Origin of the sequence: Flavobacterium sp. P21 (assembly GCF_050632225.1) — a bacterium.
In the GTDB taxonomy this organism is placed as follows: domain Bacteria; phylum Bacteroidota; class Bacteroidia; order Flavobacteriales; family Flavobacteriaceae; genus Flavobacterium.
In genome coordinates this window covers 364,567-380,347 of sequence record NZ_CP192585.1, presented here as the reverse complement: position 1 = coordinate 380,347, position 15,781 = coordinate 364,567, and the positions used below count along the sequence as shown (strand labels likewise).

The following is a 15,781-nucleotide window of genomic DNA, read 5'->3' as shown; positions in this document are numbered from 1 at the left end:
ATTGCGTTATTGTGGTTGAACAATAGGTTTTATGCTGTCTTTTGCTACTGTTAAACTATCTGTAACAGGGGCAACAGGTATTTGCGGAACTGGCGCGACGTATCGTTTTATTTTTTGCTGAATCAAAACTGCGTCATTCAATACAAAAGGAGTTGGCATCATCCAATCGCTTCTTGGTTTTACTTTCAATAACGGATTTGTCATTAAATCAAATGAACTTTCTATCAAATCCATGTCGAAAATTGAAGATTTATTGATATAGAATTCCATTTCAAGTGGCTCGTTGCCTACTACATAATAGCATAATATTTTTGAACCTTCGCGCTCAAGACGATTTGTTTTTTCTCCCGATGTTGCAACACCATTTGCCTTAAAGTTGTAGAATGTCATTTTCGGATTAGCAAAAATGTCGTAACGATTTACTTTTCGGTTTGGTGTTATTCTGATTTTTAGATATCTTTTATTTCCAATAACGCTATCTCTTAAGAAAGAGATTGTTGGTTTTGGAACATCAACAACTGGCGCGATTGCACTATATGTAAAACCAGAATTATACTTACTTGCAAGCGGAAGACTGTTTAATCCAACAGCCTTTTGATTTTTTTCGCCTAAATATGATTTGGTCCAATCGTCTAAATTTACATCGTAAGTTGTCCAAACCGCAGAATTAGTGTTAGCATTATACACATACAACAAGCTGTTTGATTTTGCTTTTCCAGGTTCGTAACCAGAATGATATCCTGCATAAATGAAGAATCCAATCGAAAAAGCAAAAAACAACATCGTCCAAACCCCTTTTTTGATGAATGCACCAAAAATTGGAAGCAATAACCCGAAAACGAGAACAGTAAGAATTGCGCTTCCAAAAAGAATTTTCAATCCTAAACCTACTGGAAACATTACAATAAATGGAGCGACGATAGCTAAGGCCGGAATAGAGAAAATTAAATTCATACCCAAACTATTGTGTCCTGTAAGAACATAAATTCCGAATAAAATTATTCCGAAATAAACAGGAACAATCAAGAAACCAGCTCCAACTAAGCTATTGGCAATAAATCCATTTATGATGATCCATAAGAGCAAAGCCGAAACAAAATGATTCATTGTTGCTTTTGTCTCAGAAAAATGATGATAAAATGCAAAACAAATCGCAATACTTAAGGTTACAAATGCTCCAATATAAGCATGGCCGTTATAAGTGAATCCGTTTAATAAATCAGAATATTGAGGGTAAACTTCCAAAACGATTTTCCAGCCCAAGAAAGTTACCAAGCCAGCAATCAAAATAGCGCCAATTAGCGGCACAAAACCTTTAAAAATTTCTCTGAAATTGACAATATGTTTGGCTTTTCCAATAAAAATAAACACAATCAATAATCCTAAAGCAATAATTGTCATTGGCATTACCCAAGAAAATGGATAGCTGATGAATGAAAAAGGAACGTTGAAGTACACATCATCTTCAGTAGAATCTGTTGCGTTCAAATCAGCATTTGCGAAATATTTAAGCAAAGGCATCAAATATGAACCTTGATGCGCAAGAGTGGTTTTGTTTAAATGCTGTACATCATCTTGTCGCGTGTGATAATTGTAATGTCCGTCGATGAAAGCAAAGTTGAAGCCTTGAATTTTGCCTTGCTCTCTAAAAACCGTCAAATCGGTATCATTCGGAAGCATTTTGTAAATGCTGTACATCAATGAATTTGAAACTGGATAAGCCGCTTTTGCATTTGCAAATTCTTTTACAAGGGTTTTGTTTCCTTGATTGGTTTCCATTAGCATATAACTTGGACCTGAAGAACCTCTAGCTTCAAAATTAAGCACCAAACCAACATCTTTTGCCCAAGGGTGTTTGTTGACAAAAAGCGCGACTCCGTTTAAGCCTAATTCTTCGGCATCAGAGAAAAGGATTATAATGTCATTTTTTTGTGGACTTTTTGCATATAAAAAAGCACGAATTCCTTCTAAAATGGTTGCAACTCCAGAAGCATCATCGCTAGCTCCTTTTGAAAAAGAATGTGGCGCGCTGTCGTAGTGTGAAAGCAATAAAAGTGCTTTTGAGTTATTTGAACCCTTTATGCGCGCCAGAATATTTTTTGATTTTACTAAAAGTCCTCTATCGTTAAGTGTAAAACCTTCTTGGATTGAAGTTTCTAATCCTATTCGGTTGAGTTCAAGTATTAAATAATTTGCAACAAGTTCATGATTTGTTGACCCTACATAATGCGGTTTTTGCGCAATAATTTCTACCTGATTCAAGGCTCTTTCTGTCGAGAATTCTGCCAATGCTTCTTCTTCCCGAGAGATATATTGCGGCATCATTGTGGCATAAATTATGCCCAAAATGCCTAATACACAAAGAAATCCAAGAATTGAGGTGGGGTTTTTTTCATGATGAACAGTACTATATTTCTTTTTTAACTAGCATAAAATAATCATTGTCTAAGGAGCGGTATCCTTGGTCATACAGGAAATAGTAGGTGTTCCCTGTTTTGGTCTGCAAGATATTGGTAAAGAAATCAAAATCAAAACCTTTATTTATCATTTTTTCCCTTGTTGCTTTAGATTTTCCGTCCGTATTTAATTCAGCCAAAATACGGTAATTTTTGCGTAATTTATTGTTCACATTGCGCATAAAATTTGTACTGTCTTTGTTTATTTTGTTGTTGTAGGCATTTCGGCGACTGTCAGAACAGAATTTTTTGTCTTCTCTACCAACAATTTTTTCGGAGCATTCGAGGCAAGTCTTCATGAATTTAGTTTTTTAATTTCATATAAATCTGTTCTTCTGTCTTTTAGTGTGTGGACGCTTCCGTGTTCGTGAAGTTCTTTCAGCAAATTTAAATCAACATCGACGATCAGCGTCATTTCGGTATTTGGAGTAGCTTCGGCTTTGATTCCGTTGCTTGGAAAAGCAAAATCGGAAGGCGTAAAAACAGAAGCTTGTGCATATTGAATGTCCATATTGTTCACTTTCGGAAGGTTTCCAACGCAACCAGCAATAGCGACATAACATTCATTTTCAATGGCACGTGCTTGTGAACAATGTTTTACACGAGTATAACCATTTTGTGTATCAGTCAAAAACGGAACAAAAAGGATGTTCATTCCTTCATCGGCTAAAAGTCTCGAAAGCTCTGGAAACTCCACATCATAACAAATCAAAATTCCAATTTTTCCGCAATCGGTATCAAAAGTTTTGAATTCTGAACCGCCTTTCATTCCCCAGTGCACTACTTCATTCGGCGTGATATGAATTTTGGTGTACATTTCTGAAGTTCCGTCTCTTTTGCATAAAAAACCGACATTGTATAAATTTCCGTTTTCCATATACGGCATGCTTCCGGTTATGATATTGATATTGTATGAAATTGAAAGTTCCTGGAAACGTTTCCTGACAGGTTCTGTATATCGAGCAAGTTCCCGGATTGCTTCGGCTTCAGATAAATGATTATAATCGGCCATTAATGGCGCAATGAAAAGTTCTGGAAATAAAGCAAAATCGCTTCCATAACCCGAAACAACATCAATAAAAAACTCAGCTTGCTCGATAAACTCTTCGAGATTGTTTAACGGACGCATTTGCCATTGAATCAAACCAAGACGAATAACGCTTTTTTCAAGATTGATCAATTTCGGACTTTCATCATAATAAATGTTATTCCATTCGAGAAGAACCGCAAATTCTTTAGATTCTTCGTCGCCTTCTAAGTAATTTTTGATAATTCTCAAAACGTGAAAATCATTGCTTAACTGAAAGGAAAGAACAGGATCATAAAGTTCTTTGTGTTTTACTTTTTCGATGTAATTTTTTGGAGTTAATTTTTTAGAATGTTGTGCATAATTTGGAATTCGGCCAGCAAATACAATGGCTTTTAGATTCAATTGTTCGCAGAGTTCCTTGCGGGCATCATATAAGCGACGTCCTAATCGAAGTCCGCGATAATTTGGATGGATGAAAACATCGATTCCATACAAAATTTCGCCATCATAGTCGTGTGTTGAAAAGGTATAATCGCCGAGAATCTGACTGTAGTTGTGTTTTTTGTCTACAAGTTTTTCATCGACAATAATCGATAATGCCGATCCTACAACTTTGCCGTCAACCAAAATTACTAATTGTCCTTCTGGAAAAATTCCGAGCAATTTTTCAATCTCTTTAGATTCCCAATAGGAGTTTGCCATTTCGGGATAAGATTGAATCATCGAATTTTTTAATTGTTTGTAGTCTTCGATCTCCAAATTACGAAGCTCAACTTTTTTGATTTTTGTTTGCATATCGTAGGATTTATCTCAAATATACAAAAATATTTCCATTTACAAACGCTTACAAATAGTTACAATCGAAAGTAAATAGTTTACAACCGAATAAATTTTGAAAGCCAATCCATCTTTGCATCGTTGAATTTGAGAAACAGATTCAGATATAAACATTTTAAAATAATATACGCCATGAACGAAATGAAAAACAGAGTACAATTGATTGGTAATGTGGGAAATGAACCAGAAATTAAAACATTAGAAACAGGCAAGAAGCTTGCGCATTTGACTATTGCAACAAATGATTATTATAAAAATGAAAAAGGCGAGAGGGTACAGCAAACAGAGTGGCATCGTGTGACCGCCTGGGGAAAGGTTGCCGAAATTATTGAAAAATATGTGGTAAAAGGAAAAGAGATCGCTGTTGAAGGAAAATTAACCCATAGAAGTTATGATGACAAAAACGGTGAGAAAAGATATGTAACCGAAGTTGTTGTAAACGATATTTTGTTGTTAAGCAAATAAGTTTGTACAATTGTTGGACTAAACCCGACAGGTTTCAAAAACCTGTCGGGTTTAATTCTTCGTGAACATATTTATAAAATAGAAACTCCGTTTGCATCTGTGGTCAACACTTCACTCATATAATCAAGAAAAGGACGCATATTTTTAAAAGCATCTAAAGCCAATTCTAAAAATTGCGGACTCAATACTTCTTCATCTGAAAATCGTTTTATAACCAAAAATTGTTTGAAACGAAGCAAATCAATAGCTGGATGATCTACGTCGAAACCTTTTGGTTTTGTTTTGAGTTGTTCGCCTTGTAAAGTTCCGAAGTTGCTGATGAAAGATTTTGAGTTCAATATTTCCTGAAAAGTTTCAGGATCTTGAGCAAATTCTGATCTAATTCGCTTCAAATCTTGAGCATTTGGTCCCCAAAAACCACCTGCGAAAAAAGTGTTTCCTTTTTCAAGATGAAAATAATAACCGCCACGACGCGCCGCAGTTGCTCGCGTATAACTTCCTCCCCAAAAAGTCTTGAAAGGTGTTTTGTCTTTTGAAAACCGGATGTCTCTATATATGCGATAAACACTTTTTTTGCCCGAAGTATTTTCTAAAACATCCGTTTTGGATAATTCTTTTAGCAAAGCGCCTGCAAAAGTTTCAATATGATTGAGTTCGATTAAATATTGCGCTTTATTGGCTTCAAACCACGGTTTGTTGTTGTTTTCTTTAAGTTGAACCAAAAAATCAAGACTTGATTTCGGAATTGTGATATTGTTTTCCATAGTTGAATTTAGAATCAAAAGAGGATGCAATTTAAAACTAAAAAACCCACCAGAGAAATCTGATGGGTTTTGTTTATATCGTTAAGCCGTTTTTTTGAATAAATCAAACATAGGACAGCGTGAGCAACGCTTCTTTTCACTTTTTTTATATTTCTCACAGCAAGAAGATTTACAGTTTTCAATCTTCTTAATTTTATCAAGGATAACAGCGTTTTTCTTTTTCTTTTTATCCTTTTTCTTGTCCTTGTCTTTTTCTTTCTTGCCCAAAATTTCCCTCTGTATTATTAAAAACAGGGCAAATATAAATCAAAAAAGTTATTTTTAAATGTTCTAAATAAACTTTAACTTTTTTTATTTTGGATTGATGGCAATAGAGCTTGTAACGGTTAATTGCTGAATATCACGATCAAACAAGTAAAGTCCGCCTTTGTCATCACCAATCAAGTTGATTTTGTCTAGAATTGATTTCGCTGTAGCCTCTTCTTCGATTTGTTCAGAAACATACCATTGCAAGAAATTATGTGTCGCATAATCTTTTTCTTCAAAAGTAATGTGCACTAATTCATTGATAGATTTCGAAACAAAAAGTTCGTGATTATAAAGTTCCTCAAACATTTCCTTAAAAGTAGAATAACTTGTTTTAGGCGCTTTTAGATCGGTAACGTGAGCGTGTCCTCCGCGTTCGTTTACATACTTTACTAATTTAAGCATGTGTGCACGCTCTTCATCTGACTGTGTGTACATAAATTGAGCGATTCCCTCTAATCCGTGTACTTCAGCCCAACAAGCCATAGAAAGATAAGTTTGCGAAGATTCTGCTTCTATGCGAATTTGCTTGTTTAAAGCTGTTTCAATATTTTTTGATAGCATAATGATGTCTTTTCTGTAAAATTAACGAAAATAATTCATAGGACTTTTTTGAAATGGCCAAAACATTCAAGATTTGGATAGATTTTCAATAAATTAATTTCTTTTAGATGACATAGATTTGGTAAACATGGCTTTATTCATAATTGGATTTCCAGGATTTTGATCCATAAAACCATCTGTAAATTTACGCATAGCATAACTTTTAGTTGCATTATCATAATAACCTAAAATATAGAAATCAGGAACTTTAAGAATACTTACTAAAGAAATATTTTTGCTGGTGCTCAAAAAATAATTGAGATTGTCAATTGCCAAAGGCTCTAAGCGGCTGTTGTTTACAAATTCAGAATCTGAACTTAGCGCGACGTCAAAGAAAACCATTTTGCTGGCATTTTGAACATTATTAAAATCCATTCCGTTATAACTTAGTCCAAGAGTTTGATAAGCGACAAATCCGCCAAAAGTGATAAAAGTATATTGTTTGCTTTTGAATGCAGAAAGTGCTGAATTTACTGTTGACAACTGTTTTAGAAATTTACTTGTGGTTTTTAATTTTATTGGTTTTTCGCCATTTACTTGCAAAAACATTGGCGAATTTTTAAAACTGATACTGTCGTTTTTTGAAATAGAAACATTTTTAATGCTTTTGCCCGAATCAAAATCTTTTATGCTGAATAACAATTGATCGCTATTTGCACTAATTTGATACAATTTTTTCTCTAGATAAAAAGAATTTGTTGTTGATGGGGTTTGCGTTGCTGGCGTGTCAAAAAGTTTTTCTGTTACCGCATTGGTTTCAAAATTTAAATGAAACGTTTGAGTGCGTTTTGCGTTGTAATCAAATGTTAGGACAATGCCGTCGTCCTGTATGAACATTTTGCTTTTGTTTTCACTTTTGTCCAAAGAAGAAAAATCATCAGATTCAATTTTTTCGATAGGATAATGGTATTGCACCAATGCACTAAAAGAGACACCTTGCCCTTTTTCATTTTTAAAAGAAAAAGGAGTAAAATCGAACATTTTTATTTCGCATTTTTCATTTCGGAATTCGAATAAAAGCAAATGGTCCTGATCTTTTTCTTTGGAAAGGATATAAAATGTATTGTTTTTTTGGAAAGAAGTGATAACATTTCCAGTATTTGCAGGAAAATCAAAACTTAATGGATTTGATGTTTTGGTTTCCAGATTGTATTTTATAATTCGGATATTTTTATGATTTTCGGAACCCCAATAAAGCGTTGGATTACCATCTTCGCCAAAGCTATAGCCAATTAGAGTTCTTTTTTGTTCAGCACGAAGCGTATCCTTGAATTGATTTGCCAGAAAGAGTGATTTATTATACTTTAAAATATTGATGATTTTATTATCAGAAGCAAAAACAAATACTTCATGAGTTTTGACATTTTCGGCATTTATAAGCTGACCATTTTCTGAGGGCTTATTCAAATTCAGAACAGCAGAATTTAGTATAGTTTGGCTTAACAATATTGATTGTGAAAGCAAAAGGCAGAAAAGCAGTAATTTTTTCATTAGGATTTGGTGGGATATATTTTCAAAATTAATGAAATAAAATGATTTTTTGCAAAGTAAAATTCAGTCCAAATTGAGGCAAATTCTTTTTTCAGAAGTATAAAAAAAGCTCCAAAGAAATTTCTTTGGAGCTTTTACCATTAATGAGAATCTAAATTATCTTACTCTAAAAGTAACTCTTCGAGCTAATCTTCTAGCTTCTTCAGAGTCTTTTTGAATAGAAGTGTCAGCTCCTTCTGAAATAACATTTAATCTTGAAGATGAAATACCAGCTTTTTCTAAAATGGTTTTCACATTTGTAGCTCTCAGATTTGCTAACTTATCGTTGTATTGAGAACTTCCTACTTGATCAGCGTGGCCTACAACATCAATTGATGCTGATGGATTTTTTCTTAAGTAAGCCAAAATTACATCAATTGCAGATGTTGAGCTTTCAATAGGGGTTGCTTTGTTGAAATCAAAATAAACACTGTAGTATTTATCATTTACCATATCTTTAACAACATCTTTGTCAGCAACAACAGTATTGGTAACTGGTTTTTCAATAATAACTTGTTTTTCTGGAGTTTTTTTGATTTGCTCTTCAAGACCTGCAACTTTGTTTTCTAAAGCGACAATATCAGCATTATCAGACATTACAACCCAATCAGCATGTTTAGCATTTTTTCCTAAATATACTTGCAGACCAATTGTTCCATTAAACATTAATCCAGAGAAACCTCTGCTTCCCGTTAATGCCGCACCATCAAAAGTATGATCTTGGTAAGCATTTAAAATTGTACTCGCATCAGCAGTTAAAGCAATTCTATCTGTTAGTCTTACTTGCCCTGTTAAACCAGCAATTGCATTTCCAATTCTGTCTCTAACGTGATAATCTTTGTTTTCTAACTGAGCAACTCCAAAACCTGCATGTGCCAATAAACCAAATGTGTTAGTCCATGTTTCAAAATTCATGATGCGACCTAAGTTTGCCACACCTTGCAGATCAACTCTGTAGTATTTTGAATCAAAAGGCAACGAACTGTTTTTTTGTTCTGTCAAGCTATTGTATCCAAAATCAGCTTTTAAACCAAACTTGTTATTCAACATGTATCTTACACCTAAATCAGCTGTAAATGGACTGATTCGCGAATTGTAATAATTGCTTGATGTGAATGGACGTTGTGCTTTGTTAAAACCGCCGTCAAGTTCTATAGACCATTTGTTATAATTATCGGCGACTTTTGTTTCTGTTTGCGCGCTGACATGCATAATGCTTAGTGCAAATGCCAGGGTCATTACAATTTTTTTCATTGTTAATTTGAGATTTTATATTTGGGTCAAAAGAACAACGTATTGTAAGAATAATCTCCCTTTATAAGTTATAAATGTATTAAAATAGGACTTTTTAAAAAAACAGGTTTTAGTATTCTATATTCATTAATTTTTGAAAGTAATCTACAAACTTCCCCATATGCAAACCGTCCATCAATCCGTGATGGACATATACGGCCATTGAAATGGTTCTTTTTCCAGTTTCAGAAATCATCATTTTTCCAAAAGAAACTTTTGGGCAACTGTCAGGAAAAGTAAAACTGCGAGCATGGGTAAGTGATGTAAAATTCAGCCACGGAATTGCTGAAAAATGAATCAAATTATCGTCATTAAATTCTCTTGTAAAGAGCCCGGTTGTATTTTGAATGCGTTCAATTTCGGCTAAAGCATTTTTTTCGAAGATTTTAAAATCCGGATTATATTCAATTAAAGAAAATCCAAAAGTTCCGTCTTCACGCCCAATTGTTGCCGATGCATCAATTCGGTCATTAATGTATATTTTATCATCCGAAATTCTGTATTTGAAATTTTCGATAGCATTTACAGCAACCAATGTTTTATGCAAATAATAAATGAAAAAAGAAGTTTTAAGTGCTTTTGCAGATTCATAAGCTTTTGTGCAGTCAATTTCTACAGTGGCACCAAAAAATGGTTCTTCCATCTGCTTGAAATGCGCAAAATGCTCTTTTCTATTCCAATTTTCTAAGTCTAAAAGTGTTTTCATTATAATAAATTCGGAAGCACTTCTGCAATCGTTTCAAAAGAACTAAAATGCTCGTGTTCGATAGTGTGATTAATTTTTTCATGTTCCCAAGTCGTATGAAACGGAATGTGGACTGCGTAACCGCCAATTCCTAAAACTGGCAAAACATCAGATTTTAATGAATTTCCTATCATTAAAAACTCATGCGCCTGAATGTCTAGACGACCAAGCAATTTTTGATAATCAATTTCCTGTTTGTCTGACATTACTTCAATATGATGAAAATAATGCCCTAAACCAGAACGATGCAATTTGCTATGTTGGTCTTTTAAATCGCCTTTTGTGGCAACAACCAGTTTGTATTTGCCTTTTAAAGCTTCAAGAGTCTCTTCGATTCCGTCTAAAAGTTCGATTGGTTTTTCCAATAATTCTTTTCCGTATTGAATGATTTTTTCAATTACTGCAATCGGAATAGTATTGTTTGAAATATTCATCGCGGCTTCAATCATAGAAAGAATGTAACCTTTGATTCCGTAACCGTATAAAGGTAGATTTGCAATTTCAATTTTGAATAATTCCTGCGAAATTCCTTGATGTGAAAGATAATCTTCCATCAAAGCACAAAACTTATGTTCAGTTTCTTGAAAATAAGGTTCGTTTACAAACAAAGTATCATCGGCATCAAATGCGATTACTTTTAGGTTTGGTATTTTAGTTTTATGTAACATAGTTTTTTTGTTTCAAGTGTTTTTTTGTTTCAGGTTTCAGGTTTTTTTGCCACAGATTATTAAGATTAAAATGATTTTTTAAAATCTGCTCAAATCTGTGAAATCTGCGTGAAAAAACTTTTCCAAAACTTTACTAATCTTTAGAAAAAAGCTTTTTCAAAGAAATGGTTTTATCGTAAAACGTAATTCGGATTCCGAAAAGCAGAATGATTCCGCCAAAAACCATCTGTAAAGTTATTTTTTCTTCCAAAAACAACCAAGCCAAAATTGAGGTAATTACAGCTTGACTTAATAAACTCAGAGAAACTCTGGTTGCACGCATATGCTGTGTAGCATAACTAATCGAAAGCCAGGCACACAATTGGCAAATTACTGCTTGAAGCAGAAGCACAAACCAACCTGCATTTGAAAATCCTGTAAAAGGTTCGCCCAATGAATAACATAAAATTCCCAAATAGATGCTCGAAGAGAATAAACTAATCGTCATAAAAGAAAGAACATCAACTTTTGAAAGCACATTTTTGCTGACCAAAAGATATATTGAATATAATATTCCGGATAAAACGGCAAACAAAAAGGCCTGATCAAAATTTAGGTCTATAAAAAATTCAAAGCCAACTAAAGTTATCATTCCAAACAAAGCTACAAGAGTTCCAATCCAGAAATTCGTCGCAGGTTTTGATTTTAAAAACAAAAATGAACCAATTCCGACCCAAACCGGAGACAAATTTGTCAATAAAGAAGCCTGAGTCGCGCTCGAATCCTGAATTGCAATATTCCAAACTGCAACATCCGAAGAAAACAATACACCGCAAAGCATCGCCAAAAGCGTAAATTTCAAACTCGGCAATTTAAAATTTTTACTCAAAAGCGTATATGGCAAAAGCAGAATGACCGCAAAAAACATTCGGTAAAAAGCCGAAATTAATCCTGGAGTCAATCGTAATTTTACCAATATTGGAAAAATTGATATGCAAAGTATACCGCAGATTAGGGCTAATCTTGGTTTGGTGAGTTTCATTTTGTTTGTTTTTTAGGCATGTAGAAAAAGCAAATTGCGTGAATCAATTAATAATAATCGACTCACGCAATTTATATAATTATATAAATCTTTAGTTTACAGTCGATCCGTTTGGAGCGTCAGCATCTGGATTTACAAATACCAATTTTCCTTCGGCATTTGTTGTCATCAAGATCATTCCTTGGCTTTCAACACCACGTAAAGCTCTTGGTGCTAAATTTGCCAAAACAGAAACACGTTTCCCGATAATTTCTTCTGGAGAAAAACTCTCAGCAATTCCCGAAACAATTGTGCGAACATCGATTCCTGTATCTACTTTTAAAACTAAAAGTTTATTTGCTTTTGGCATTTTTTCAGCCTCTAAAATAGTTCCGATACGAATATCCATTTTCGCAAAATCCTCAAACTGAATTAAATCTTTTTGTGGATCTGGTTGTTTGCTTTCAGCAAGATTTGCTGTTTTTGTTGCTTCCAATTTATCTATTTGTTTTTGTATTTCTTCGTCTTCGATTTTTGCGAAAAGCAATTCTGCTTCGCCAATTTTATGTCCAGATGCAATTAATTCTGAATTGTCTGCAACATCAGCCCATTTCAGGTTTCCTTCGTTTTTAAGGATTCTTGAAAGTTTAGCTGTTGTAAAAGGCAAAAATGGTTCGGCTAAAACGCTCAAAGTCTGCAGCGATTTGCAACGCCACATACATTTGAGTTTTTACACGCTCTGGATTGTCTTTCATTACTTTCCAAGGCTCTTCGTCTGCAAGATATTTGTTTCCTAAACGAGCAACATTCATCAATTCGCCTAAAGCTTCACGGAATCTGTAGCGCTCTACTGAACTTGCAATTACAGCTGGATACGCTTTTAATTCGGCTAAAGTTTGTTCATCAACTTCTGTAAATTCATTTGGCGTTGGGATTACACCATCATAATATTTGTTGGTTAAAACTACAACACGATTTACGAAGTTTCCGAAAATAGCAACTAATTCGTTGTTGTTTCTAGCTTGGAAATCTTTCCAAGTAAAATCGTTATCTTTTGTTTCAGGCGCATTTGATGTTAATGCATAACGCAAAACATCTTGTTTATCTGGAAATTCTTCTAAATATTCATGCAACCAAACCGCCCAGTTTTTAGAAGTCGAAAGTTTGTTTCCTTCCAAATTCAAGAACTCGTTTGCTGGAACGTTGTCGGGTAAAATATAGCTTCCTTCGGCTTTTAACATCGCCGGGAAAATGATACAGTGGAAAACAATATTGTCTTTTCCGATAAAGTGAACCAATTTCGTTTCTTCATCTTTCCAATACGGTTCCCAATCTTTTCCTTCGCGTGCCGCCCATTCCTTTGTAGAAGAAATATAGCCAATTGGCGCATCAAACCAAACGTATAGTTTTTTGCCTTCTGCACCTTCAACAGGAACATCGATTCCCCAATCCAAGTCACGTGTTACGGCGCGAGGTTCTAATCCGCCGTCGATCCAAGATTTTACTTGACCGTAAACATTCGGTTTCCAATCGTTTTTATGTCCGACTAAAATCCATTCGGTTAAAAAATCAGAATATCTGTCTAAAGGTAAAAACCAGTGTTTTGTTTCTTTTAAAACTGGAGTTTCTCCAGTAATTGTCGATTTTGGATTGATCAAATCGGTTGCGTTCAAAGTAGAGCCACATTTTTCGCATTGATCTCCATAAGCTTCCGGATTATCACATTTTGGACAAGTTCCTACAACAAAACGATCGGCCAAAAACTGATTTGCTTTGGCATCGTACAATTGTTCTGTTACTTCTTCAATAAAATCTCCTTTATCATACAATGTTCTAAAGAATTCAGAAGCTGTATCATGATGAACTTTTGCAGAAGTTCTAGAATAATTATTAAATGAAATTCCGAAATCAGAAAAAGATTTACGGATAATTCCATCATATTTATCGATAACTTCTTGTGGTGTAATTCCTTCTTTTTTAGCTTTCATCGAAATTGCAACGCCGTGTTCATCGCTTCCGCAAATAAATGCTACATCTTTTCCTTGCAAGCGCAAGTATCTCGAATAGATATCTGCAGGCACGTAAACTCCCGCCAAATGGCCAATATGGATTGGTCCATTTGTGTAAGGCAATGCCGCTGTGATTGTATATCTCTTTGGATTCTGTGTCATAACTCAATTTTATTGAGTGCAAAAATAAGCAATAGAATTGAGATTTTGATATTACGTGGAGATTCGCTGAAGTTTTTAATCTTGCAAAGACGCAGAGTCGCAAAGATTTGTTTCATGCAGATTGAGCATATTTAAGTTAAAATCATTTAAATCCTTTCAATCTGTGGCTAAAATTTAAAAACTTTGCGACTCTGCGTCTTTGCGAGACTATTTCAGTGCAATACATGATTTTTTTATGAATTTTTTTGGAATTCACTGCTAAAATAGAACCAGTTTAAACTAGCATTCGCATTAAAATCTTCAGGATTTATTTCGCAATCTTTGCCCTTCGAAAAAAAAACAAAAGAACAATTTTTATGAGCAAGACTAAATTAATCATCAATAAAAACGGATCAATCAAAATTGAAGGCGATTTTGAAATCATGGATCCAGAAGGAACTCTTTACGGATTGCAAGGAAGACAAGCGTTAGGACTTTGCCGTTGCGGACATTCAGCAAACAAACCATTTTGCGATGGTGCGCATAGAAACAATTTTGAACACGATTCAAAAGCATTTGACTTGCCTCCAATGAAAACAAATTAAGAAATTCTATTTCTGTTATAGTAAAAGTCGCATTTATTGCGCCTTTTTTTATTTCTTTATTTGAAAGAATTTTCGAATAAATAATTGGTTTCTAATCTTAAAAAACAGTATATATTTACAAAAAATTGTTAAAACATAAAAAATGAAAAGATTTATCATACTGTTCCTGTTTTTAAGTTTAATGTCGGCAAAAGCGCAAACACAAAAAGTTATTTCCAGCCAATGGATGGCTTTTAGTCAAGCAATAGATATTAAAACTCCTGTAAAGAAAAGATTTAGAGTAATTGCTTCGGCAAAAGTAGAGTCTAGTGAACCAAAAGCTTGGGCAGGAATTTTTGGAAGAGTTTTTAATTCAAATAATGAAGAAGGTTTTGCTGATAATATGCATGACCGACCAATAAAATCAAAAGAGTGGCAATCTTATACTGTTGAAGGAACGATTGATGCGAATAGTGAAAGATTAGTTTTTGGAGGAGTTTGCGAGTTAAATGGAAAGTTTTATTTTGATAAATTTCAATTATTTATCGAAAATGAAAAAGGTGTTTTTGAACCTGTAACAATTTTAAATTCAAGTTTTGAAACGCTTGCAACCAATACAGATATTCCGAAATGGAATTTAGGAAATGCAAAACAAAAAAATGTTAAGGTTAAGGAATTTAAGATTTCGTCAGATAAATCAAGTGTTGACGGAAAATATTCATTATTACTTGAAGGAAGTGGCTTAGAAATAAAAGAAACTGGAAAAATAGGAAATGTTGAAGGCGCTTCACCAAAAATTGGAGACATGATTTCGATGCTGGAAGATCTTAAAGACCGTGTTGAATACGCGGTAAAGAATTTAGATCAGTACGAAATTGATTACTTACATGATAACGAAGCAAACCGAATTGGAGCACTTGTAATGCATTTGGTCATGCAGCCGAAAAATACTATCAGGTTTTTACTTTTGAAAACAGAGAATTTAACGAAGAAGAAAAGAAAAAATGGCAGACTGCTTTGAGTCTCGATCAAGGCGCGCGAGATGAATTTAAAGGGCACGATATTCAATATTATCTTGATATTTATAATGAAGTAAGAGCAAAAACTATTTCGGAATTAAAGAAAAGAGATGATGCATGGTTTGCGACAATTCAAATGAAATATGATATAAGCAATCAATATTGCTGGTTTCATGTTATGGAACATCAATCAAGCCATTTGGGACAAATTTTATTTTTGAAAAAGAGAATTCCGCCTCGACAAGAGCCATTAAAACCAATTAAACAGGAGATCAAGAATTAAAATAGTATATAAAAAAAGTCGCATTTTCTAGATGCGGCTTTTTTTATG

15 protein-coding genes and 1 pseudogene are annotated in these 15,781 nt (G+C 34.0%); 4 read left to right on the top strand and 12 right to left on the bottom strand.

Translation table 11 applies throughout. The annotated features are described in order from the left end of the window. Positions 1-6: 6 nt before the first annotated feature. From ACQ9BO_RS01850 to ACQ9BO_RS01840, 3 genes are all read right to left on the bottom strand, one after another. Positions 7-2,325, bottom strand: coding sequence for a M28 family peptidase (locus ACQ9BO_RS01850; RefSeq protein WP_431243421.1), 2,319 nt, complete (start codon positions 2,323-2,325; stop codon positions 7-9). 82 nt (positions 2,326-2,407) lie between these two features. Further along, a complete protein-coding gene (locus tag ACQ9BO_RS01845) occupies positions 2,408-2,755 on the bottom strand; it encodes a hypothetical protein (protein ID WP_431243420.1) in 348 nt (115 codons plus the stop codon). After that, on the bottom strand, positions 2,752-4,281 hold the full coding sequence (locus ACQ9BO_RS01840) for a GNAT family N-acetyltransferase (protein ID WP_431243419.1): 1,530 nt from the start codon (positions 4,279-4,281) through the stop codon (positions 2,752-2,754). Before ACQ9BO_RS01840 ends, ACQ9BO_RS01845 begins: the two co-directional genes overlap by 4 nt. Before the next feature lie 183 nt (positions 4,282-4,464). On the opposite strand from ACQ9BO_RS01840, the gene ACQ9BO_RS01835 reads away from it, so the two are divergent. Next, positions 4,465-4,788, top strand: coding sequence for a single-stranded DNA-binding protein (locus ACQ9BO_RS01835; protein ID WP_431245050.1), 324 nt, complete (start codon positions 4,465-4,467; stop codon positions 4,786-4,788). A 71-nt stretch (positions 4,789-4,859) separates the two neighbouring features. On the opposite strand, the gene ACQ9BO_RS01830 is transcribed toward ACQ9BO_RS01835, so the two are convergent. The 9 genes and pseudogenes from ACQ9BO_RS01830 to metG all read right to left on the bottom strand — a co-directional run bounded on the left by ACQ9BO_RS01830 (position 4,860) and on the right by metG (position 13,868). Continuing rightward, a complete protein-coding gene (locus ACQ9BO_RS01830) occupies positions 4,860-5,552 on the bottom strand; it encodes a DUF2461 domain-containing protein (RefSeq protein ID WP_431243418.1) in 693 nt (230 codons plus the stop codon). A gap of 81 nt (positions 5,553-5,633) precedes the next feature. Further along, a complete protein-coding gene (locus tag ACQ9BO_RS01825; RefSeq protein ID WP_053473091.1) occupies positions 5,634-5,819 on the bottom strand; it encodes a hypothetical protein in 186 nt (61 codons plus the stop codon). Positions 5,820-5,903: 84 nt separating this feature from the next. After that, positions 5,904-6,422: a ferritin gene (locus tag ACQ9BO_RS01820; protein ID WP_026727442.1), complete on the bottom strand. Its 519-nt coding sequence runs from the start codon at positions 6,420-6,422 to the stop codon at positions 5,904-5,906. Positions 6,423-6,515: 93 nt separating this feature from the next. Next, positions 6,516-7,868 (bottom strand): hypothetical protein, encoded by a 1,353-nt coding sequence (locus tag ACQ9BO_RS01815; protein ID WP_431243417.1) that lies wholly within the window; start codon positions 7,866-7,868, stop codon positions 6,516-6,518. Between the two features lie 240 nt (positions 7,869-8,108). Then, positions 8,109-9,245, bottom strand: coding sequence for an OmpA family protein (locus ACQ9BO_RS01810; protein WP_431243416.1), 1,137 nt, complete (start codon positions 9,243-9,245; stop codon positions 8,109-8,111). 109 nt (positions 9,246-9,354) lie between these two features. Continuing rightward, on the bottom strand, positions 9,355-9,990 hold the full coding sequence (locus ACQ9BO_RS01805; protein WP_431243415.1) for a CatA-like O-acetyltransferase: 636 nt from the start codon (positions 9,988-9,990) through the stop codon (positions 9,355-9,357). Then, the gene (locus tag ACQ9BO_RS01800) at positions 9,990-10,697 is read right to left on the bottom strand and encodes an HAD family hydrolase (protein WP_132987827.1); all 708 of its coding nucleotides are present in this window, start codon (positions 10,695-10,697) and stop codon (positions 9,990-9,992) included. Before ACQ9BO_RS01800 ends, ACQ9BO_RS01805 begins: the two co-directional genes overlap by 1 nt. 133 nt (positions 10,698-10,830) lie before the next feature. Continuing rightward, complete coding sequence (locus ACQ9BO_RS01795; RefSeq protein ID WP_431243414.1) at positions 10,831-11,718, bottom strand: DMT family transporter; 888 nt, start codon at positions 11,716-11,718, stop codon at positions 10,831-10,833. Positions 11,719-11,809: 91 nt separating this feature from the next. Beyond that, positions 11,810-13,868 (bottom strand): annotated as a pseudogene (gene metG / locus ACQ9BO_RS01790) (methionine--tRNA ligase). Between the two features lie 356 nt (positions 13,869-14,224). Here metG and ACQ9BO_RS01785 point away from each other — a divergent pair. The 3 genes from ACQ9BO_RS01785 to ACQ9BO_RS01775 all read left to right on the top strand — a co-directional run bounded on the left by ACQ9BO_RS01785 (position 14,225) and on the right by ACQ9BO_RS01775 (position 15,733). Continuing rightward, positions 14,225-14,452: a CDGSH iron-sulfur domain-containing protein gene (locus ACQ9BO_RS01785; protein WP_111377641.1), complete on the top strand. Its 228-nt coding sequence runs from the start codon at positions 14,225-14,227 to the stop codon at positions 14,450-14,452. A gap of 142 nt (positions 14,453-14,594) precedes the next feature. Next, positions 14,595-15,452, top strand: coding sequence for a hypothetical protein (locus tag ACQ9BO_RS01780; RefSeq protein ID WP_431243413.1), 858 nt, complete (start codon positions 14,595-14,597; stop codon positions 15,450-15,452). Beyond that, entirely contained in the window at positions 15,449-15,733 is a 285-nt protein-coding gene (locus ACQ9BO_RS01775; protein ID WP_431243412.1) for a hypothetical protein, read from the top strand. The genes ACQ9BO_RS01780 and ACQ9BO_RS01775 overlap by 4 nt, the downstream gene beginning before the upstream one ends. Positions 15,734-15,781: the final 48 nt, after the last annotated feature.

What these genes read in the sequence shown, in the direction of transcription:
- ACQ9BO_RS01850 (WP_431243421.1), bottom strand. Translation starts at nt 2,325, where the DNA reads ATGATGCCGCAATATATCTCTCGGGAAGAAGAAGCATTGGCAGAATTC.
- ACQ9BO_RS01845 (WP_431243420.1), bottom strand. Translation starts at nt 2,755, where the DNA reads ATGAAGACTTGCCTCGAATGCTCCGAAAAAATTGTTGGTAGAGAAGAC.
- ACQ9BO_RS01840 (WP_431243419.1), bottom strand. Translation starts at nt 4,281, where the DNA reads ATGCAAACAAAAATCAAAAAAGTTGAGCTTCGTAATTTGGAGATCGAA.
- ACQ9BO_RS01835 (WP_431245050.1), top strand. Translation starts at nt 4,465, where the DNA reads ATGAAAAACAGAGTACAATTGATTGGTAATGTGGGAAATGAACCAGAA.
- ACQ9BO_RS01830 (WP_431243418.1), bottom strand. Translation starts at nt 5,552, where the DNA reads ATGGAAAACAATATCACAATTCCGAAATCAAGTCTTGATTTTTTGGTT.
- ACQ9BO_RS01820 (WP_026727442.1), bottom strand. Translation starts at nt 6,422, where the DNA reads ATGCTATCAAAAAATATTGAAACAGCTTTAAACAAGCAAATTCGCATA.
- ACQ9BO_RS01810 (WP_431243416.1), bottom strand. Translation starts at nt 9,245, where the DNA reads ATGAAAAAAATTGTAATGACCCTGGCATTTGCACTAAGCATTATGCAT.
- ACQ9BO_RS01805 (WP_431243415.1), bottom strand. Translation starts at nt 9,990, where the DNA reads ATGAAAACACTTTTAGACTTAGAAAATTGGAATAGAAAAGAGCATTTT.
- ACQ9BO_RS01800 (WP_132987827.1), bottom strand. Translation starts at nt 10,697, where the DNA reads ATGTTACATAAAACTAAAATACCAAACCTAAAAGTAATCGCATTTGAT.
- ACQ9BO_RS01795 (WP_431243414.1), bottom strand. Translation starts at nt 11,718, where the DNA reads ATGAAACTCACCAAACCAAGATTAGCCCTAATCTGCGGTATACTTTGC.
- ACQ9BO_RS01785 (WP_111377641.1), top strand. Translation starts at nt 14,225, where the DNA reads ATGAGCAAGACTAAATTAATCATCAATAAAAACGGATCAATCAAAATT.
- ACQ9BO_RS01780 (WP_431243413.1), top strand. Translation starts at nt 14,595, where the DNA reads ATGAAAAGATTTATCATACTGTTCCTGTTTTTAAGTTTAATGTCGGCA.